Origin of the sequence: Stenotrophomonas sp. 59, from assembly GCF_030291095.1 — a bacterium.
Taxonomy (GTDB): Bacteria; Pseudomonadota; Gammaproteobacteria; order Xanthomonadales; family Xanthomonadaceae; genus Stenotrophomonas; species Stenotrophomonas maltophilia_Q.
The window spans coordinates 4,429,925-4,449,702 of the sequence record NZ_CP127408.1; the positions used below are offsets into that span (position 1 = coordinate 4,429,925).

General features: G+C 65.1%; 18 protein-coding genes. 6 read left to right on the forward strand and 12 right to left on the reverse strand.

Annotation, left to right across the window (positions count from 1 at the left end; all coding sequences use genetic code 11):
• Positions 1 to 13: 13 nt before the first annotated feature.
• The 12 genes from QP552_RS20260 to QP552_RS20315 all read right to left on the reverse strand — a co-directional run bounded on the left by QP552_RS20260 (position 14) and on the right by QP552_RS20315 (position 12,467).
• Positions 14 to 271, reverse strand: a complete 258-nt coding sequence (locus QP552_RS20260; protein ID WP_005411610.1) for a phosphopantetheine-binding protein — start codon at positions 269 to 271, stop codon at positions 14 to 16.
• The gene (locus QP552_RS20265) at positions 258 to 1,055 is read right to left on the reverse strand and encodes a lysophospholipid acyltransferase family protein (protein WP_106549980.1); all 798 of its coding nucleotides are present in this window, start codon (positions 1,053 to 1,055) and stop codon (positions 258 to 260) included. The genes QP552_RS20260 and QP552_RS20265 overlap by 14 nt, the downstream gene beginning before the upstream one ends.
• On the reverse strand, positions 1,048 to 1,791 hold the full coding sequence (locus QP552_RS20270; protein ID WP_286074525.1) for a beta-ketoacyl synthase chain length factor: 744 nt from the start codon (positions 1,789 to 1,791) through the stop codon (positions 1,048 to 1,050). Before QP552_RS20270 ends, QP552_RS20265 begins: the two co-directional genes overlap by 8 nt.
• 216 nt (positions 1,792 to 2,007) lie before the next feature.
• Positions 2,008 to 3,021, reverse strand: coding sequence for a cytochrome d ubiquinol oxidase subunit II (gene cydB / locus QP552_RS20275; protein WP_005414876.1), 1,014 nt, complete (start codon positions 3,019 to 3,021; stop codon positions 2,008 to 2,010).
• A 1-nt stretch (position 3,022) separates the two neighbouring features.
• Positions 3,023 to 4,420, reverse strand: a complete 1,398-nt coding sequence (locus QP552_RS20280) for a cytochrome ubiquinol oxidase subunit I (protein WP_286074526.1) — start codon at positions 4,418 to 4,420, stop codon at positions 3,023 to 3,025.
• Positions 4,421 to 4,586: 166 nt separating this feature from the next.
• A complete protein-coding gene (locus QP552_RS20285) occupies positions 4,587 to 4,982 on the reverse strand; it encodes a hypothetical protein (protein WP_286074528.1) in 396 nt (131 codons plus the stop codon).
• Between the two features lie 7 nt (positions 4,983 to 4,989).
• The gene (locus QP552_RS20290) at positions 4,990 to 7,236 is read right to left on the reverse strand and encodes an RHS repeat-associated core domain-containing protein (protein ID WP_286074529.1); all 2,247 of its coding nucleotides are present in this window, start codon (positions 7,234 to 7,236) and stop codon (positions 4,990 to 4,992) included.
• Positions 7,236 to 10,529 (reverse strand): DUF6531 domain-containing protein, encoded by a 3,294-nt coding sequence (locus tag QP552_RS20295; RefSeq protein ID WP_286074530.1) that lies wholly within the window; start codon positions 10,527 to 10,529, stop codon positions 7,236 to 7,238. Before QP552_RS20295 ends, QP552_RS20290 begins: the two co-directional genes overlap by 1 nt.
• A gap of 180 nt (positions 10,530 to 10,709) precedes the next feature.
• Positions 10,710 to 10,925 (reverse strand): hypothetical protein, encoded by a 216-nt coding sequence (locus tag QP552_RS20300; protein ID WP_099485149.1) that lies wholly within the window; start codon positions 10,923 to 10,925, stop codon positions 10,710 to 10,712.
• Positions 10,922 to 11,566 carry a sigma-70 family RNA polymerase sigma factor gene (locus QP552_RS20305; protein ID WP_286074531.1) on the reverse strand — a complete coding sequence of 215 codons (645 nt, stop codon included), beginning with the start codon at positions 11,564 to 11,566 and terminating at the stop codon, positions 10,922 to 10,924. Before QP552_RS20305 ends, QP552_RS20300 begins: the two co-directional genes overlap by 4 nt.
• A gap of 36 nt (positions 11,567 to 11,602) precedes the next feature.
• The gene (locus QP552_RS20310; protein ID WP_010482336.1) at positions 11,603 to 11,932 is read right to left on the reverse strand and encodes a hypothetical protein; all 330 of its coding nucleotides are present in this window, start codon (positions 11,930 to 11,932) and stop codon (positions 11,603 to 11,605) included.
• 82 nt (positions 11,933 to 12,014) lie between these two features.
• Positions 12,015 to 12,467: a hypothetical protein gene (locus QP552_RS20315; RefSeq protein ID WP_111113143.1), complete on the reverse strand. Its 453-nt coding sequence runs from the start codon at positions 12,465 to 12,467 to the stop codon at positions 12,015 to 12,017.
• A 161-nt stretch (positions 12,468 to 12,628) separates the two neighbouring features.
• Here QP552_RS20315 and QP552_RS20320 point away from each other — a divergent pair, with 161 nt between their 5' ends.
• The 6 genes from QP552_RS20320 to hemF are packed head-to-tail and all read left to right on the forward strand — an operon-like array spanning position 12,629 to position 19,764.
• A complete protein-coding gene (locus QP552_RS20320) occupies positions 12,629 to 14,998 on the forward strand; it encodes a S9 family peptidase (RefSeq protein ID WP_286074532.1) in 2,370 nt (789 codons plus the stop codon).
• Positions 14,995 to 15,414: an NUDIX domain-containing protein gene (locus QP552_RS20325; protein WP_111113141.1), complete on the forward strand. Its 420-nt coding sequence runs from the start codon at positions 14,995 to 14,997 to the stop codon at positions 15,412 to 15,414. The genes QP552_RS20320 and QP552_RS20325 overlap by 4 nt, the downstream gene beginning before the upstream one ends.
• Positions 15,415 to 15,444: 30 nt before the next feature.
• Positions 15,445 to 16,002: a hypothetical protein gene (locus QP552_RS20330; protein ID WP_111113140.1), complete on the forward strand. Its 558-nt coding sequence runs from the start codon at positions 15,445 to 15,447 to the stop codon at positions 16,000 to 16,002.
• A gap of 35 nt (positions 16,003 to 16,037) precedes the next feature.
• On the forward strand, positions 16,038 to 17,159 hold the full coding sequence (locus tag QP552_RS20335) for a hypothetical protein (protein WP_111113139.1): 1,122 nt from the start codon (positions 16,038 to 16,040) through the stop codon (positions 17,157 to 17,159).
• Positions 17,160 to 17,196: 37 nt separating this feature from the next.
• On the forward strand, positions 17,197 to 18,813 hold the full coding sequence (locus QP552_RS20340) for a hypothetical protein (RefSeq protein WP_111113138.1): 1,617 nt from the start codon (positions 17,197 to 17,199) through the stop codon (positions 18,811 to 18,813).
• Between the two features lie 54 nt (positions 18,814 to 18,867).
• Positions 18,868 to 19,764 (forward strand): oxygen-dependent coproporphyrinogen oxidase, encoded by an 897-nt coding sequence (gene hemF / locus QP552_RS20345; RefSeq protein WP_286074533.1) that lies wholly within the window; start codon positions 18,868 to 18,870, stop codon positions 19,762 to 19,764.
• Positions 19,765 to 19,778 lie beyond the last annotated feature (14 nt).

Genomic DNA, 19,778 nt, shown 5'->3' on the forward strand with positions numbered 1-19,778 from the left:
ATTCCTGGCGCCGTTACGACTGGCGGGCGGCGACGAACTCGCCGAGCGCGCGCACGCTGGAGAAATGGCGACGGGTTTCTTCCGAATCGGCCGAGAGGCTGACACCGTACTTCTTCTGCAGCGCCAGGCCCAGCTCCAGCGCGTCGATCGAATCCAGGCCGAGGCCTTCGACGAACAGCGGCGCGGTCGGATCGATGTCCTCCGGCGTGATGTCCTCCAGCGAAAGGGAGGAAATGATCAATTCCTTGATCTCGTGCTCAAGTGCTTGCACGGGGCGGCTCTCCAGACAGGTCGAAATAACGAGAAAGGTGCTCGGTAACGCGGCGTGCCGCCAAGGCATCCCCCCTTGGCGAGTCGTCTTCGGCCAAGAAAGGCGCGATCGGGATATCTTCGCCGATCTGCAGCCGAACGTGAAAGCGACGTGAGGGGACACGATACCACTTCTGCCCCTTGGTCAGGGTTGGCGGGGTGCAGGTGATCCGCACCGGGGTGATGTCCAGGCGGCCGCGCACGGCGATGTTGGCCGCGCCCCGCTGCAGGCGCGGCGGCTGTCCGGGCACGCTGCGGGTGCCTTCCGGGAAGATGACCAGGGTGCCGCCGGCCTGCACCGCGGCTACGCAGTCGTCCACCAGGCCAGCGCCGTCATCGTTGGAGATGTAGCCGGCCGCCCGCACCGGACCACGCATGAACGGGTTGCAGGCCACGGCCCGCTTGACCACGCAATCGGCGTTGGGCAGCAATGAAATCAGGCAGACCACGTCGATCAGGGTCGGGTGATTGGCCAGAACCAGCAAACCGTCGCGCTGCAGGCGTTCCCGGCCTTCGATCTGCAGGGTCATCACCCCCAGCCGGCACATCAGCCGGACATGGCTGGCAAAGGCGGCCTGGACCACGCGCCGGGCGCGCCGGCGACGGGCCACCGGGTCCCGCATCAGCAGCAGCACCGGCATCACCAGGACACCGAGCAGCAGCCCGCCGAGGCCAAACGCAGCAAAGCTCACGCCGGTGCCGAACACCCGCCAGGCGTGATCGAGGCGGCGCAGCAGCTCACTCACGGCGGCCCCAGCGCCAACGCTGGCCGTGGGCCACGTGCTCCAGCGCCGGCGCGCCGGACAACAGGAAGCGGTGCAGGTCCAGCGCGTGCGGCAGCAGGCCCGGCGCGGAAGTGGCCTGTTCTTCGGCCGGCTGCCACTCCAGAGAAAGAGTCGGGTGGCCCGCGGCGGGCGCGGTCAACCGCCAGCACCACGCAAAGAACGGGTCAGGTTCGTCGGCGAACGTCGCGTAAATTTCAGGAAGCGGAGATTCGTAGACCACCACCCGCACCTCGCGGGCGCCATCGGCCAGCAGGCCAACGGCCTCCAGGCACGCGGCCTCGACCGTGGCCTGGCCGGCAGCCAATGCCAGGTAGTTGCCGCGATGGCCGCGGGCGATGGAATACAGCGCGGCGATCGCGTTGTGCACCGACAGGCCGAATCCAGTGGGCGACAACGGCTGGTCGCCGACCAGCGCACCCAACAGGTCCATCGAACGTGCGACGTCGCCATGGCGGCTGGCGAACACCAGCGGCACGTCGCTGTCGGCCCCCTGCCCCTCCTCGCACCAGCACGCGGCCTGGATCGCCATGCGGCCCAACCGCTCGATGCGACGGCGTTGCATTGCCGGAACCTCCGCCAGTGCCGGCGTATCCCCGCCATGCGGCAGGTACGGCGCATCGGCCCAGCCCAGCCACTGGCTACGCTCGCTCAGGCCGGGCGCCCACGCGGCCCAGTCGACGATGGAGAATTCAATCATTTAGCGTTGGTGCTTCAACGGGAGAACGATAGGCACGAGCCATTACGGCGACGCGCGGCGGCCCCCATTCCTGCAGCCGTGCGTCCGTCCAGGACGTCGCCGGCTGCCCCCCTGGCCGCCGGAAAGGAGCGCACGCTAGCACGTCCCGCGCAGGGTGTGCAGGTTTCACATTCCCCAACGCGGGGCCGGGCAACAGCCGGCCCCGCCTTCAATCGATCAGTGGTAACCGGTGTCGGCGTGCACCTTGCCGCGGAATACCCGATAGGACCAGGCCGTATAGCCGAGGATGACCGGCAACAGAATGACCAGCCCAACCAGCGTGAAGCCCAGCGAGGACGCCGGCGCCGCCGCCTGCCACAGGGTCATCGACGGTGGCAGCAGGTACGGCCACATGCCCAGCACCAGGCCGAGGAAGCCGAGCACGAACAGGGCCAGGCTGAGCAGGAACGGCGGCAGGTCACGGCGAGGATGGGTGGCACTGCGCCACAGCGCGGCCGCCACCGCCAGGGTCAACAGCGGCACCGGCGACAGCCACCAGAAGTTGCCGTCGCTGAACCAGCGCGCCATCAGCCGCGAATCGAGGAACGGCAGCCAGCTGCTGACCAGGCCCATCGCCGCGATCACCGCCACCACCAGCGGCCGGGTCATCTGCCGCGCCAGCGCCTGCACGCGCCCTTCGGTCTTCAGGATCAGCCAGGTGCTGCCCAGCAGCGCGTAGCCGGCGACCAGGGCGGCGCCGGTCAGCATCGCGAACGGGCTGAACCAGGCGAAGGGTCCGCCCTGATAGACGCCGTCCACCAGCGGGATGCCCTGCACCAGCGTGCCGAGGATCACGCCCTGGGCAAACGTGGCCAGCAGCGATCCGAGGCCGAACGCCACGCTCCACAGCCGGCGCGATCGATGCGCCTTGAAGCGGAACTCGAAGGCCACACCGCGGAACACCAGCGCCACCACCAGCAGCAGCACCGGCAGGTACAGCGCCGACAGCAGCACCGCATACGCCTTCGGGAAGGCCGCCAGCAGCCCGGCACCGCCCAGCACCAGCCAGGTCTCGTTGCCGTCCCAGATCGGCGCGGCGGTGTTCATCATCAGGTCCAGCTGTTCCTCGTCCTCGGCGAACGGCGCGAGGATGCCGATGCCGAGCACGAAGCCGTCCAGCACCACGTACATCAGTACGCCGAAACCAATCACCGCAAACCATGCCACCGGCAGCCAGGTCATCAGGTCCATGTCAGCGTTCCTCCAGCGGTTCGTCGGCCGCCGACAACGGACGCGCCGGGGTGTGGCTGCCATGGTCCAGCGATGGCCCTCCGGCATACGGCTGCGGCCCATGGCGCAGGATCTTCACCAGGTACCAGATGCCCCAGCCGAACACGAAGGCATAACCGACCACGTAGACGCCCAGCGACAGCGCGGTCATCCACGCACTCTGCGGGCCGACCGCATCAGCGGTGCGCAGCACGCCATACACCACCCACGGCTGGCGGCCCATCTCGGTGACGAACCAACCCGACAGCAGCGCGATGAAACCGCTGGGCAGCATCCAGTTCCAGCCGCGCAGCAGCCACGGTGAATCCAGCAGCTTCTTCCGCCACAACTGGAAGGCCGACACCCAGGCCAGCAGCAGCATCAACGTGCCCAGCCCGACCATGATGCGGAAGGCGAAGAACACCGGCGTCACCGGCGGCCGCTCGCTGGCGGGGACCGAGGTCAGCGGATCGAAGGTGCCGTCCAGGCTGTGGGTGAGGATCACGCTGCCCAGCTTCGGGATGGCAACTTCGAAGTCGTTGCGCTCTTCCTTTTCGTTGGGCAGCGCGAACACCACCAGGGGTACGCCCTCGCCCTCCTTCGTTTCATGCCAATGCGCTTCCATCGCCGCGATCTTCATCGGCTGGTGCTTGAGCGTGTTCAGGCCATGCATGTCACCGACGAAGATCTGCACCGGCACGGTCAGCGCCGCGAACGCCACCGCCGCGATCAACATGCGCCGGCCTGCTTCCACGTGCGTTCCCTTGCGCAGATACCACGCACCTACGCCACCGATCACGAAACAGGTGGTGATGAACGAGCCCAGCGCCATGTGGGCCAGGCGGTACGGGAACGAGGGATTGAACACCACCTGCCACCAGTCCACCGGATGCACGATGCCGTTGACCATCTCGTAGCCGGCCGGCGTATGCAGCCAGCTGTTGGACGACAGGATCCAGAACGTGGAGAACAGCGTGCCCAGCGCCACCATGCAGGTGGACAGGAAATGCAGGCGCGGCGAGACCCGGCCCCAACCGAACATCATCACGCCAAGGAAGCTGGCTTCCAGGAAGAACGCGGTCAGCACTTCGTAGGTCAGCAGCGGGCCGATGACCGTGCCGGCCACTTCGCTCAGCCGCGGCCAGTTGGTACCGAACTGGAACGCCATGACGATGCCGCTGACCACGCCCATACCGAACGACACCGCGAAGATCTTCTGCCAGAAGAAGTACAGTTCGCGCCACACGGGCAACTTCGTGCGCAGCCAGCGCCATTCGATGAAGGCCAGCCAGCTGGCCGTGCCGATGGTGAAGGCGGGGAACAGCACATGGAAACTGATGACGAATCCGAACTGGATCCGGGACAACAACAACGCGTCCAAGGGACGCCTCCTGCCTGCGACCGGTGGGATACCGGACCACTTTAGGAGGAATTGGTTAAGGTGGGATGCGACCGGGTGACGCGCTGCTTCACTTTGTCGCAGGGACCGGCCGGGGAAGTGATGAACCGTCCTCAGCGCTGGGGGCCATTGGCCCCCAGTCGATTCATCATTGACGATTCTCCAGCAGGTATCCCCTGATCGCGGGGTCCAATCGGACCCTCAACGCAATCTCCTCGATCTGCGCCTCACTTAAACGATAGTTCGAGTCAGCAGGCATCTTCTTGACGAGGGGGACACTTTTCGGATTGGCGATGAACCATACATAGCCTCTCGCAACCCCAGCACGTGGCAGCCCGATCACATCGGAATCGGTCCCATCGGCCATACGCTCTGCTATGAGGTTCTTCGTATGCTCGGAGTTTTCATAGCGTGCGTTCATTGCCTGCAGCAGGGAGTTCTCATACTTCGCTCCCAATTCATCGCTCTGCATGAATCGGAAGTAGCCGTAGACGAAGCCAAGCACGACCGCAGACAGGAGAACCGCCGTTGAGACTTTCCGCATATGCGCCTCAATGATCCGGGTTGAACGACTCAAAGGCAGAGGGCGCAGTTGAGCCCTGCCAAAGCATGGAAATGCTTGCCGCGTTCATCGCTGCAATACCGCCCACCGATACTGGGAATGGGCTGCGGAACGGCATGAGCATCGAGCGAATTCCGCCGGCCGTCAGAGCGTCCTGGGTGCGCGTCGCGCAGGTGTCTCCCCAGGCTTTTACCGGTTCAGACTTGGGATTGGGCAGGCGAATTCCCCTCTTGGTCTCAAGCTGCGCGATCATTCGCGCCTCCTGCTCCGGACTGGTCTTGATCGTAATCAACGTACTGGTTCGGTACTCGGACTGCTTGTTTAGATAGTCTGTAAGTGAGCTACCGTAGTCCGTCAGGGTTCCATCGCTGTAAACACCCTTTCCCGTGAACGCGATGGCCACGTGTCCAGCGGCGTTGCCTGATGTCTCACCCCCGAGGATTACCAAGGTGTCCAGACCGAGAGGGTCCACACGGCTGATTGGATTGGCCCCGGTGTAGCTGTAGGTATTACTGCCCGCGGCCAGCCCGACCGGATCGCTTTGCACATACCGGCCTATGGCCGCGTCGTAGTCCCGGAATCCGTTATACCAAAGCCCCGTTTCCTGATCGAAGTACTGACCGGGGAAACCGATGTTCAAACCACCGATGGAGTCCGTTCGCACAGAACGTCCATATGCATAGTTGTAGGCTTGCCAGACCACTGCCCGATCTGCGTTGCTGGCGGCCTCAGGACGGCCGAGGTGATCGCCGTGGATCTGGGAAATCGTCCCTTGCCGCGACAGTCCAACCAGCTCACCATCGAACCAAAGGTAATTGCTCCATATGCCACTGCCTCGTTCCGACATCAACCTGTTCTGCCCGGCGTACGTGTAATAGCTGGTACCGGCCGGGTTGATCTTCGCCAACCGCTGGCCAAGCGGATTGAGAAGATACTGAGTGCCATATCCGTTGACCTGTGAGGATGTCATCCGGTTGAACGCTGAATAGCCGTAGCTGCGCTCGTCGCCAGCCGCATGCTCTGCGGTCCGGTTCCCCATCGCATCGTAGCTGTAGCTGCGTGATTCATCGCCAGGCTTGTTGGACGAGTACCCAAGCAGACGATTGCTGCCTGCATCGATGCTGAAGGTGCGGGTGTGGTTACCTTCGCCGAAAATCGTCCAGTTGCTGTTTTCATCGTAGCGCATCGTGTGGCCTTTCCCACCTCGCTGCTGCTCGGAAATACGGCCAAGACTGTCATAGCCGATCTGCTGGGAAGCACCGGGTTCAACTGCATCGTCGATTCGGGTAATTTCGTTGCCACTGCTGTAAGCGTAGGTTTTCGAAAGCACCGTTGAATTCGCGCCTGCGATAACCCTCGATTTCAAGCGCCCGTCGACGTCGAATTCCTGACGCTCCTGCAGCCCGTTGGCGAACTGCATGGATCGACGGGCACCGCCCGCCTGGTACTCTGCCTTGTCAACGAGGCGCACCGCCTGACCGTTCTGGATGACGGTCATCGCGTAGGGCGACCCATCCGAGTACTCGTATTGAACCTGCATACCATCGGGATAGGTGATGGTTCTCGGTCTGCGCATCTCGTCGTAGCTGTAGCGCATCGTCAGCAGCTGGCTGACGGTTCCCAGGCGCACGTCGTCACCGCGCTCGGCAACTTGTCCGTCCTGTGTGTAACTGAATGAGGTGATCGCTCCACCCTCTGTGACAGAGCACAACCTGCCTTTGCCGTTCATACAGTTGTCATAGCGGTAGGTCTGCACCTGCCCAGCGGCACTGGCCTGCAGCAGGCGTCCCTGGCCGTCGTACTGGTACGAGGTGTTTATGCCATCGCCGCGCGTGCTCGCCAACAACAGGCCCGCCGGACTGTACGCCAGCGTAGTCGTTCCCGAATCGGGGCTGTCCTGCGCAAGCAGGTTGCCCAGCCCGTCAAATTCATAGAGGGTAACCTTGCCACGAGGGTCTCTGATCTGGACCACGCGATCCGCCGTGTCATAGGTATATGAGGTCACCCCGCCATCGGGATGCGTCACCTTTGACATCCGCCCCAACGCGTCGTAAGTCATGACCAGCCTGCGTCCCAGAGAATCTACCGTCGCGGTGCGGCGGCCTTCTGCATCGTACTCATGGCGGGTCAGCTGACCGTTGTTTCCACGCTCAACGGTCATGCGGCCCAGTTCATCGTACTCAATCGACTTGCTGAGAATCACCGCCGACGCCAGTATCAACAATCCAGAACTCATCATTCTTCCTCGTAGCAGTTGACGCCGCTGCAGTTGGGGCCGCTGCCCTTCCCGCCAACGGTGATGCGATACTCGTGGTTCGGTCCGAAGCGGATACCCGCGTCCATCATCTGAAAGTAGCGGACGTGTGTTCTGGTCAGCGCTTCTGCAGTGGCCTCATAGCTCCAGTTGAACTGCGCTAGCTCGCCGGGGAGCACCCTGTGACCCAATGCGATCTGCTCCCCGGTGTTGAGCACCATCGCAGTACTTCCCGGATTCCAGACGGTGTTACCCGTGTTTCGTACCGTGAATGTAACGCTCCACGTCTGCTCATCACTGAGTGAAGTGCCACGCTCGGGATTGATCAGATCAGCGCCACGCAGCATTGCGGGAACCGTAAATCCGCCCTGCGGTCCAACGAGCGAGTTCGGCCCTCCTGCCGGCGAAATGCCATGGATGAAAATACCTTTGCCGCCATGGGCACGACGCATCCCTGCGTCAAGCGGGAGAGTGAATCGATAAGCCCCTCCGCCAATCTGGCATGCCGCTGCCACCCCAGGCTCGCTTGCCTGATTCGCCGAACCCGAGACTGCGAACGTTCCTGCTCCTGCGGCCCCGCCTGCATAGAGGTGAACGTCGATGGAGCGAGCGACTCCGGTCGCGCATGCCCATCCGCGAACGTAGTAGTTCCAGTTAGAATCGTGACTGACTTCATCGATGTTCCCGACGACCATAGGCGCTGGCACGACCGAAGCTCCGCTTCCACCCAACGATCGATTCTGCCCGCCATCAACGGCGATACCGTAGACCGTTATCGTCTTCCCGCCATGCTGCAGGCGCAGATCGGCGGGCAGACCAATGTGATACCGGTAGTTGCTTCCACCCGCCTTGCAGGACGTAGCAACCTGCGGCTCGCTCACGAGGTTGGCAGTGTTGCCACCAAGGAAGGAAGACCCGCCTGCAGCATCATTGGCGTAAACGTGGACGTCGATGGATCCGTCCATGCCCATGGAACACGCCCAGCCTTCAACGTACCAGTTCCAGTTGGTGTCGTGGGTCACGCGGTCAATCGCACCCGTCACCTGGGTGGTGACAGGGTATGCAGTTTCCATTACCTGCTCGAAGGTCACCTGCGATGCATTGTTGTAGCCGAATGCCCTTCGCGAGTACCCACCACGCTTGTTGGGAGACCACGTCTCCAAAAGACGCAGCGCGGAATCATAGTAGTTGTGGACCTGGCTGCCGTCGGGGTGGACAACCGTATCCACGAGGCCGGCGGGTGTATAGCTGTAGGTCGTGGTGAACGGCTTCCCGTCGACCGTGCTTGTTTCCTTGATCGTGCGGCCACGTGCATCGTACACATAGTCATTGATGGCGCCGTTGGCAGTCGTTATCCGACCCGGCTTTCCAAGGCCATTGTGATTCTCGAAGCGGATGCTGTGTCCCGATCCATTGGTATAGGCGATCAAGTCCCCCGCCACCGAGTACTGAAGGGTGGAGCGGTCTCCTGTACCCGGCAGTGGGCCATCGATCGTCATTTCGGCGACGAGGCCATTGCCGTGCAGGCGATAACCATAGGTAACCTGCTGCTCACGACCCGCACCAGCCGCAGTCAGGTCCTTGTTCGTGATGCTGAGGATGCGCCCCCTGGCGTCGTAGCTGTACCGTGTCGTGGCCTGGCCTGCCAGCGTCTGCGACAGCAGGCGATTGTTCGCCATGTCCCATTCGTAGGTCCAGGTCCGCGCCACGGGCGTACCTGCGGCTTCCACGCGCCGAAGGATGTGGCCCTGGCCGTCGTAGCTGTACTCGGTCACGACGCCCGCGAAGTCGGTGGTGCGTCGCTCGTAGCCGTTTTCGTCGTAGGCCTTCTCTTTGAAACTTGCAGGGCAGCTTCCGGCGGCACCGGACACCGAGACCAAGCGATCGTCTTGGTACGCATAGGTGGTCTTACGGCCCAGGGGCGTTGTCTCGGTAACATCTATGCGTACCGGAATCGCCTTCGCCGGGTCAGACGCTTGCGCGACCGGGGCCGAAGCAGCCATCGCAAACTGCTGCATGGGCTCATCCACCAGGCGTGGCCCGTGGCAGTTCTGCACACCATTGGGTCCGTACTCGCACATCCGCCGCTCTTCGTTGAATACATAGCCGCCGGGCGGTAGCGGCGCAGGTGGCGGAATGACCGGCTTGCTGCTCTTCACATCGTAGGCGAACTGAAAGCGTTCAACGCCACCACTGTGCTGGGTCGAGGTTGCTCGCCCTTCAGCGTCGTAGGTGAAGGTCGAGTAGCGCGTGTCGTTGAATGCCTTACCGGTCAGTGCCCCGGGCAAGCGATTATCTTCGTAGAAGTACGTGATCGTGCTGCCCGGCAACAGAGCATTGGTCAGACGACCGGACCCTGCCCCACTTCCGAAGATGTTGTGGTCGTAATAGTAGCGATAGACATTCCCCGCCGGATCCGTGACCTTTGCCGCCATGCCGTTGGCCCATTCGAAGGCCACGAAGCGTCCCGACGTATGGGTCACCCGGTCGAGATAGTCCCCGCGATAGGTGAAAGTCCAACCTATTCCTTGTTCGTTCACGCGGGTGGTGATTCGCCCTGCTGCCGAGTATGTCTCATGCCCATTGACGTCGTTGAACAGGGTCAGCGAACCGTCCTTATTCCGCACGATGTAGGCGATCGGCAATGCCTTCTGTTCAACGAAGTTGCCGCTGGCGGCATCACGCTGGAAGCGGATCCGACGGCCATCGGGCCTCTGTGCCCAGATCGTCTTCCCGTCGGCGGCGACAGTAATCGAGTAGTCGAAGTTGCTCAGCCAGAATCGGCCAAAAAGACCACGGCCACTCCAGAAGGAGTTGTAGGTACGCGACAGTCGAAGCGGCATTGCACCTTCGCTGCTGAAATCGACTTCAGGTTCGACCTTGTTGCCTGTCGAAAGCACAACGGGGTTGCCGCTCACTTCGCCAGCACAACGTGCCTTTTCCAGCTTGTCGGCGGTGCGCTGCTCTTCGACGCTTGGCGTGGTGATCGACCCGCCCGAACCAGCGCCGGGCCCACGATCCCAATCACCGTTGTTGCTGTTGCCACCGCCACCACCCCAGCCACCCCAGCCCATATCCACGATGCCATCGTCCCAGCATTCGACCTGGGACGCTGAGACAGGTTGGCTTTCCTGGTTGAACGTCATCCCCGTCACGGTCGTCACACAGTGGCGTGCTGCCTGCGCGTGTGGGGAGAAAGAGGAGGCTCCGAAGCCGACGATCGCCAACGCCAGAAGGCTGGGCCGACCAAGGTGGTACGAGTTTTCGAGTTGCACTTGCTGATTCCTGTCAGGCGCATTGCTCGCCATCGGGGAACGCGAAATGCTTCCGCCATCCATGGCGACACAACCAAGGCGGCGATCTTCACATTTGTATTCACAAAACACAATGTGTTCATGCTTCGTCCGGGACGTCGCTACGGCGGGGCCGGCGGGCCGGCCCAACGAGGTTGCGATTCAGCCCCGGAAGTACCAGACGCCTGCCGCCACCAACGCCCCAACCAACACCACCTGCACCACCACGTACCACACACCACTGTCGCGCGATTCAGAAGTAATGCGCTTCTGCAGCGCCTCGCTCACATCCGGCGCGTCTTCCTGCTGCGCCTGCTCACGCAACGCCTGGGCCAGCGCGCGCTCTTCCGCATCGCGGGGGTCGGTTGGTAGGTTCACAGCAGTTCTCCAGCGGAGGCGTGCCGCGTCAGTTCCTGCTTCAGGACCTGGCGCGCGCGGTGCAGGTGGCTCTTGATGGTACCGCGCGCCAGCCCGGTCACCTGCTCGATCTCGGCCAGATCGAAATCCTCCAGGTAGTGCAACCCGACGATCAGCCGCTGCGGCGCACTCAGCCGTTCCAGTGCCGCGCCCAGCTGGCGCCCGGCCTGCAGCACCTCGCTCAGTTCCGCCGGGCCCGGGCCTTCATCACCGATGCCAAGTTCTTCCGGCACCTCCACCGCTACCATCCATTGCGCTTCCAGGCGTCGCCGTCGCAGGTGCTGCAGCGCGGTGGTATAGGCCACCCGCGAAACCCAGGTACGCAACGAAGATTCAAAACGGAACCGGTGCAGCTGGCGGAACACCGCCAGGAAGGTTTCCTGCAGCAGATCGGCCACCTGGTCGCGGTCGCCAACCATTCGACCGATCACGTGCGCGCAGGTGCGCTGATGCGCCTGCACCAGCTGCGCGAACGCCGGCTGCGAACCATCGATGATGGCGCGGACCAGAGCGCGGTCGTCATCTGCGTCGGGTATGGGCTCGGCGGGGACGTCGCGGCGACGCCCCCGCAATGCAGCCAATGCTCCACCCAGCAGGCTCATGCGCGGGGCGCCCCCTGTGCCCGTGGCATGCCTGCCTCAGCCCTTGCGCGCGGCGGGGCGGGTGAAGTGCCAGGCCAGCAGCTGGCCGAGGCCGGCACTGCCGACCATCGCGGCGGCGGCGCCGAAGGTCAGTTCGCGTGCACCGATCGCCTCCAGCAGGCCCATTGCCACGGCCAGGCTGACCAGGCTGATGCCCCAGCGAAGCGCGCCCTGACGGCGACGCTCCTCTTCCAGTACGGCCAACGAGCGGATGACTTCCTCGGGTACATGGGGCGCCACCAGCTTGCTGCGCGCCCGTGCATCGGCGATGGCATGGATCGCGTAGGCGATGCAGATGAAGAGGGTGATCGGGATCAGTTCCTGCATGGTCGGGCTCCTGTTCGGTGGATGATGCGGGTTCAGGAGAATGGATGCGCGACCACGGCAACCGGTTGCACTACCGGTTGCACTAAGTGCCTGCCGCCTCTCCGCTGCCGCCGGGCGTGCCCTCCGGGTCCGGGAAATAGGTCTCCACCTGAAAATCCAGCTGCAGGTCCGCCATCAGTCGCAGCAACTGCTGATCCAGCTCGAAACCCGCCCATGCGGTCTTTCCAAAGATGCCGACACGCAGGCCGATGCCGGCCCCTTCCTGCAGCAGTTCCCTGATCACGTCAGCGCGTGCCTGGAGGAGATCGATCAGCGCTGGCCAGGCATCCATCAGCCAGCCGTCCTTGCCCCTCTCCAGTTCAAATACCACCCGGGTCGCCGCATGCACCCGGATCAGGGTGCCGTCGCGATCCCGATATTCGGTCCCGACATCACGGGAAAACGCCGGTTCCAGATCCAGCCGGGCGGCAATCACGGCGCTGGCCTCTGTCGGGTGCTGTACGCCAAGAGAGATCCTGTAGTCGTAGCAGTACATATCGGTTCCATCCGAACGGAATGGCCATCATGCCGCACAGGCCATCGCGGCGACCCGGACGGTGCCATTTTGCCGATTCCGCTGCCATGACCTGTGGCCCCTGCCCCGGGCCCGGACGGCTGCTACCCTTGCCCGGTTTCCTCTTCCGGTGCCGTCCGCCCATGTCCCGAGTGCTGCCCCTGTCCCTCCTGCTGTCGGCCGTGCTGGCCGCACCGGCCGCGCATGCCGCGCCCACGCCGATCACCATCGAACAGGCCATGGCCGACCCGGACTGGATCGGTCCGCCGGTCGAAAAGGCCTGGTGGTCGTGGAACAGCCAGCAGGTGGAATACCAGCTCAAGCGTAGCGGCAGCCCGGTGCGCGATACCTTCCGCCAGCCGCTGGCCGGTGGCGTGGCCGCACAGGTCGCCGATGACCAGCGCGGCACGCTGGACGTGGCCGAGCCGGTCTACGACCGCAGCCGCAGTCGCAGCGCCTTCGTCCGCAATGGCGACGTGTTCGTGCGCGACCTGCGCAGCGGCGCGCTGACCCAGCTGACCCGCAGCAACGAGCGCGCGGGCAACGTGAACTTCGCCGCCGACAACGGCGTGATCTGGCGGGTCGGCCAGAACTGGTTCCATTGGACTGCCGCCAGCGGCGTGCAGCAGGTGGCCAGCCTGAAGGCCGAGAAGGACCCGCGCACGCCGCCGAATGCCGACGTACTGCGCGACCAGCAGCTCCGCACGCTGGAAACCCTGCGCCGCGACCGCGACCAGCGCGAAGCCTTGAAGGACCAGGACCAGCGCTGGCGCCAGGCCGACCCGACCCGCGCACCGGGCCCGGTATATCTGGGCGCCGACGTGGAGATCGGTGACAGCGTGCTGTCGCCCGACCTGACCCACCTGATCGTGGTGACCAAGCCGAAGGACTTCGATGACGGCCGCGGCGGCAAGATGCCGCTGTACGTGACCGAGTCGGGCTACGAGGAAACCGAGGACACCCGCACCCGCGTCGGCCGCAACGGCTTCGAACCGCACACCCTGTGGTACGTGGACGTGCGCACCGGCAAGGCCGAGAAGGTCTCGCTGGCTGGCCTGCCGGGCATCAGCACCGACCCGCTGGCCGAACTGCGCCGCAAGGCCGGCAAGGACGCGCTGAAGGGCGAACGCAGCGTGCAGGTGATGAGCGACTTCATGGGCGGCGGCATCCGCTGGAGCGCCGACGGCCAGCAGGCCGCAGTGATGCTGCGTGCCAACGACAACAAGGACCGCTGGATCATCAGCGTCAACGCTGCCGACGGCCGCGTGCAGAACCGCCACCGCCTGACCGACAACGCCTGGATCAACTGGGGCTTCAACGATTTCGGCTGGATTGCCGATGGCCGCACGCTGTGGCTGCTGTCCGAGGAATCCGGCTTCTCGCACCTGTACACCCAGGCCGGCACTGCCAAGCCGCAGGCGTTGACCAGCGGCAAGTGGGAAACCTCGGCGCCGGTGCCGTCGGCTGATGGCAAGGGCTTCTACTTCCTGTGCAACCAGCAGGCGCCGCATGACTACGAAGTCTGCGCGGTCGACACCGGCAGCCGCCAGGTGCGCGAGCTGACCAGCCTCAACGGCGTGGAAGACTTCTCGCTGTCGCCGGACGGCCAGCAGCTGCTGGTGCGTTACTCCGGCGCCTACCTGCCGCCGCAGCTGGCCGTGCTGCCCAGCGCCGGTGGCCAGGCCCGCGTGCTGACCGACACCCGCACTGCCGACTACAAGGCACGCCAGTGGATCCAGCCGAAACTGGTGGCGGTGCCGTCCAAGCACGGTGCCGGCGTGGTCTGGGCCAAGTACTACGAACCGGAAAACAAGGAACCGGGGAAGAAGTACCCGATCGTGATGTTCGTGCACGGCGCCGGCTACCTGCAGAACGTGCACCAGCGCTACCCGGCCTACTTCCGCGAGCAGATGTTCCACAACCTGCTGGTGCAGAAGGGCTACATCGTGCTGGACATGGATTACCGCGGCAGCGAGGGCTACGGCCGCGACTGGCGCACGGCGATCTACCGCAACATGGGCCACCCGGAACTGGAAGACTACAAGGACGGCCTGGACTGGCTGGTCGACACCCAGCAGGGTGACCGCGACCACGCCGGCATCTACGGCGGTTCCTACGGCGGCTTCATGACCTTCATGGCGCTGTTCCGCTCGCCGGGCACCTTCAAGGCCGGCGCCGCGCTGCGCCCGGTGGTCGACTGGCACCAGTACAACCACGGCTACACCAGCAACATCCTCAACACCCCGGACATCGATCCGGAGGCGTACCGCGTGTCCTCGCCGATCGAGTACGCGCAGAACCTGCAGGACAACCTGCTGATCGCCCACGGCATGATGGATGACAACGTGTTCTTCCAGGACTCGGTGAACCTGACCCAGCGCCTGATCGAACTGCACAAGGACAACTGGTCGATCGCACCGTACCCGCTGGAGCGCCACGGCTACGTCCGCGCCGATTCCTGGCTGGACCAGTACAAGCGCATCCTCAAGCTGTTCGAGCAGAACCTGAAGTGAGCAACGCCGCAGCCACGATCCGGATCGTGGCTGCGGTCATCCTGGATGACCGCGGCCAGGCGCTGGTGGTGCGCAAGCACGGCGCCAGCCGCTTCATCCAGCCCGGTGGCAAGCCCGAAGCCGGCGAGACGCCACTGCAGGCACTGGCCCGCGAACTGGACGAGGAACTCGGTGTGCAGCTGCGGGCCGGGGCTGCCATCGCGCTGGGCACGTTCGAGGACTGGGCGGTGAATGAGCCCGGCCACCGCGTGCAGGCACAGGCGTGGTGGGTACAGGTGGACGGCACGCCACGGGCGCGCGCCGAGATCGCCGAACTGGCCTGGGTGCCGCTGCAGCCGCCGCATGGCCTGCCCTTGGCACCGCTGAGCGAACACCATATCCTGCCGGCCGTCGCCACCCGGGTGACGGCCCGCTGACCGCGCGGGCACCGATTGCAAGGACACCGGATGTCAGTGCCGCTCCCGCCGCCCTCGTTGCAGCCCTCGCCCTACCATGCGTGGATTCGACCGCTGGTCCAGGCCTCCTTCTGGCTGTCCGCGCTGCTGACCGGTTATTTCGTACTGCAGGGGCTGCTGGTGTGGCCGCTGCACGACGTTCCACTCTGGCAACTGCTGGCCGGTGAAGTACAGCATCGGCAGATGCACAGCCTGACCTGGCTGCTGGCGCACCCTGTGTGTGCCTCGATGATCGCCGCACTGCTCTGCCTGGCCTCGGCCGTGGCCAGCTGGGGCCTGCTGCGAGAGCGCCGCTGGGGCCTGTGGAGCTTCGTGGTGATGCTGCTGTTGAGCGCGCTGGCCAATTTCGCGATCACCTGGTGGCTGGACGTGTTCATGCGCGACATGATCGTGCTGCTCGCCGACGACCCGGGCATGCAGCAATCGATGCAGCCGCGGCGCTGGATGATGACCGTCACCCTGCTTGGCACCTCGGTCCTGTTCCTCGGCCTGCAGGGCTGGCTGGCCTGGCGCCTGCTGCGGCCGGACATCCGCTCGCGTTTCCACTGAGCCCCAACCCTTTCCCGCACGACAAGGACCGTCGCATGCGCTTGCTCACCCTTCTCCCCGCACTGCTGCTGTTCGCCGCACTGCCTGTTGCCGCCGACGCGTTGCACTGCGGCGAGTACCGCAGTGCCGATGGCGGCATGGCGCTGGTGTTCAGCACCCCCAGCACCGGCTACCGCCACAGCGACATCAGCGAGCCGGAGCCGCTGTGGGTTGATCGCAGTGCGGCGCAGACCCGCCTGGTCATGCTCGACGATGGCGTGGCAGAGCCGATCCGGATCAGTGCCGACGGGCAACGCATCGAAGACGATGTGCCGGTGGTCTACACCCTGCGCCAGCCCCGCACCTGCGCCACCGAGCCCAGGGCGATTGCCGGCAGCTGCCGTGCCGCTGGCAGCCACTGCATCGCGCAGCTGCCCACCGCTTCACCGGGCCAGGCCCAGCGCGCCTGCAGCGAACGCGTTGGCGCGGGCTGTTCGGCGCTGCTGCGACAACTGCGCGATGGCGTAACTGCGGCCGGAAACGATGACACCGGCGCCGCCCTCTTCGAACGCCCGCCTGCCTGCCACGAACACACACCCGGGCATGACCCGCAGGCCTGCGAAGCGCTGACTGACGATGCCTTGGCTGCCGCGATGCAGCGGGTGGGTGAACGCCTGCAACAGGAAGACGAAGACACACTGGATTCACCGCTTCCGGCCACTGCACGCGACCGTCTGCAGCAACTGTGTCTGCAGCACCGTAGTGGCCGCTTCTGCGTGGAAGTGGCCGAACAGCAGTTGATCGCGCTGGAACCCGCGTTGGCGGTGCAGGCCCTGCAGGTGGTCTGCGATGCAGGCCGCATCAGTGCCTGCGAACGCATCGCACCGCTGCGCGATCTCGGCGCGGACCTGCGCCTGGTGCCGGCCCAGCAGGTGCCGTGCGGCCGCTATCAGGCCGACGGTGGCGTGATCGACAGGATCGACTTCGGTGATGGCACGCGTGGCCGCCTGCATGACGGCGCCATCCACCTGCAGCAGAACGGTGAAACCCTTGTCCTGCGCCAGCTCGGCAATGGCGACCTGCTCGGCATGGATGAGCAGACCGGCTACCAGCGCTATCAACCCGTGCCCGGCACGGCACAATGCACGCCCCCGCGCGAGGGCCTCGGTTCGCCGTAGCGCCTGGAGTACTCCGTTCGATCGTCAAGGAGACGACATGTTTTCACCCGCACCGCGCCGCCGCTGGCTGGCCTGGGCGTTGCTGCTGGCCGCGCCGATGGCCGCCGCACAGTCACCACAATGCGGCCTGTTCAAGGCCGATGAAGGCAGCGGTACGCTGCGTATCAGCTCGCCGAACCGCGGCGAGCAGAAGCACTTCGGCAGCGCACCGACGCCGGTCGCCTTCCAGCAGATCGACGGAACGCTGCAGCTGGTGAACCTGGAATACGGCCTGCCCAGCGCGCTGCAGGTACGCGATCGTGGCCGCACCGTCGAGGTGGATGGAACGGTCTACACCCTGCAGGCCCCCGCACAGTGCGCCCCAGCCGCCGCGCCGGCTGGAGGCAGCTGCCTGGCCGATGCGGCTGTGTGCCTGGACAACCGCCGCGAAGCGACCCCGGCCGCTCTGGAAGCAGCTTGCCGGGAAGGCGTGCCCGGCATGTGCCTGCAACTGGCCGAGCGTTGGCACGAGGAGGCCAAACCCACGGTCGAGGCCGATCCTTCCCTGGCAAAGGCGGCCCTCGACGCCGCCTTGTCCGGCATCAAGCTCCCCGCCGCCTGCAATGGCGGTGGCTTCGAACAAGCCACACCCGCCTGTGCCGCCGCGCTGGAGGCGGACCCCGCTGTGCAGGAGCAGCTGGTCAAGGCGGCGATGACGGCGGCCATGACCGAAGCCGTGGTGACGATGGCAGCGCCGACCGCGCCGGTGATCATTCCAGCTGAGCAGCGCCATAAGTTGTTGCAGTTGTGCCGCGAGGCATCCCATGGCGGCTTCTGCACCCGCGTGGCTGAACTGTCCTGGGAGGCAGGAGATCACCTGCAGGCGGTGCAGGCCCTGGCTGCGGCCTGCACACCCGGCAACGACACCGCCACCTGCGAACGCCTGCCTGCGCTGCAGGCGGTGGGTGCATCGTTGCGACCGCAGCCGGCAACGGCCCTGCCCTGTGGCAACTACCGGGCCGACGGCGGCCTGATGGACACGCTGGACTTCGGTGACAACGGCCTGGTCGGCGTTGGCTGGAGCAGCCATCTTCGCGCGCGCGTCGAAGAGGGCGACATCCGCATCCGCCACGACAGGGACGGCGACTTCGTGCTGCGCCCGCTGCCCGGCGGCCAGTTGCTGGGCCTGGATAGCTGGACCCGCTTCCAGGTGTTCACCCCCACCGGCGAGGGGCCGACCCGCTGCAGCGCACCGAAGCAGTACACGGTACTGCCGCTGCCGCAGGATTGCCCGCTGGCGCTGGCCAACGAGGACGGTGCCGAAGCCTGCTGCGCGCAGGGCAAGCTGCAGGGCTGCAACATTCTCGGCAACCGTCTTGCGCTGTCCGGGCACTGGCTGCAGGCCGCCGGGCACTACACCACGGTCTGCCGCGCTGGCGTCCGCGAAGGTTGCGAGAACCTGGTCACCGCACAGGGCAACGGTGCGGACGTGGACGCCCGTCGCATCCTGGAACAGCTGTGCAAGGCCGACCGCAGCGGCCTGCATGTGGCCTGCGACGTACTTGGAACCCAGAACTGGGAGCTGATCACGCTGGGCGGCGCCCTGCAGAAGTCGGTTGACGAGGCGGCGGTGGACGACACTCCGGCACCGCGCAACTCCAACCGCAAGCGCTGAGCCGGCCAGGGCCTGTCCGCAGCTTCGGGCGGGCCCTGCGGTAAAGTACGCGCCATGAACGAATTCGAGCGCGTGCGCGCCTACCTCACCGACCTGCAGGACCGCATCTGTGCGGCGATAGAGGCCGCCGATGGCCAGGCCCGCTTCCAGGAAGACCTGTGGCAGCGTGCCGAGGGCGGTGGTGGGCGCACCCGTGTGCTGCGCGACGGCGCGGTGTTCGAGCAGGCCGGTATCGGCTTTTCCGATGTGTCCGGCAGCCGCCTGCCGCCGTCGGCCTCGGCCAACCGCCCAGAACTGGCCGGCGCCTCCTGGCGCGCCACCGGCGTGTCGCTGGTGTTCCACCCGCTCAACCCCTACGTGCCGACCACCCACGCCAACGTGCGCTTCTTCCAGGCGCAGCGCGACGGTGAAGTGGTGGCCAGCTGGTTCGGCGGCGGCTTCGACCTGACGCCGTTCTATCCGTTCGACGAGGACGTGCAGCACTGGCACCGGGTCGCACGCGATCTGTGCGCGCCGTTCGGCGACGAACGCTATGCCGCGCACAAGCGCTGGTGTGATGAGTACTTCTTCCTACGCCACCGCAATGAAACACGCGGCGTCGGCGGGCTGTTCTTCGACGACCTGCACGGCGACTTCGAACCCGATTTCGATTACCTGCGGGCGGTCGGTGATGGCTTCCTCGATGCCTACCTGCCGATCGTGCAGCAGCGCAAGGACACCGCATACGGCGAACGCGAGCGCGAGTTCCAGCTGTACCGCCGCGGCCGCTACGTGGAGTTCAACCTGGTCTATGACCGCGGCACGCTGTTCGGCCTGCAGAGCGGCGGCCGCAGCGAGAGCATCCTGATGAGCCTGCCGCCGCGGGTGCGCTGGGAGTACGGCTTCTCGCCGGAACCCGGCAGCGCCGAATCGCGCCTGGCCGATTACCTGGTACCACGCGACTGGGTCTGATCTTCCGGCGCCAC

Coding starts and splice junctions, on each gene's coding strand:
- QP552_RS20270 (WP_286074525.1), bottom strand. CDS start 1,791: ATGATTGAATTCTCCATCGTCGACTGGGCCGCGTGGGCGCCCGGCCTG.
- cydB (WP_005414876.1), bottom strand. CDS start 3,021: ATGGACCTGATGACCTGGCTGCCGGTGGCATGGTTTGCGGTGATTGGT.
- QP552_RS20285 (WP_286074528.1), bottom strand. CDS start 4,982: ATGCGGAAAGTCTCAACGGCGGTTCTCCTGTCTGCGGTCGTGCTTGGC.
- QP552_RS20290 (WP_286074529.1), bottom strand. CDS start 7,236: ATGAGTTCTGGATTGTTGATACTGGCGTCGGCGGTGATTCTCAGCAAG.
- QP552_RS20305 (WP_286074531.1), bottom strand. CDS start 11,566: ATGAGCCTGCTGGGTGGAGCATTGGCTGCATTGCGGGGGCGTCGCCGC.
- QP552_RS20310 (WP_010482336.1), bottom strand. CDS start 11,932: ATGCAGGAACTGATCCCGATCACCCTCTTCATCTGCATCGCCTACGCG.
- QP552_RS20315 (WP_111113143.1), bottom strand. CDS start 12,467: ATGTACTGCTACGACTACAGGATCTCTCTTGGCGTACAGCACCCGACA.
- QP552_RS20320 (WP_286074532.1), top strand. CDS start 12,629: ATGTCCCGAGTGCTGCCCCTGTCCCTCCTGCTGTCGGCCGTGCTGGCC.
- QP552_RS20330 (WP_111113140.1), top strand. CDS start 15,445: ATGTCAGTGCCGCTCCCGCCGCCCTCGTTGCAGCCCTCGCCCTACCAT.
- QP552_RS20335 (WP_111113139.1), top strand. CDS start 16,038: ATGCGCTTGCTCACCCTTCTCCCCGCACTGCTGCTGTTCGCCGCACTG.
- QP552_RS20340 (WP_111113138.1), top strand. CDS start 17,197: ATGTTTTCACCCGCACCGCGCCGCCGCTGGCTGGCCTGGGCGTTGCTG.
- hemF (WP_286074533.1), top strand. CDS start 18,868: ATGAACGAATTCGAGCGCGTGCGCGCCTACCTCACCGACCTGCAGGAC.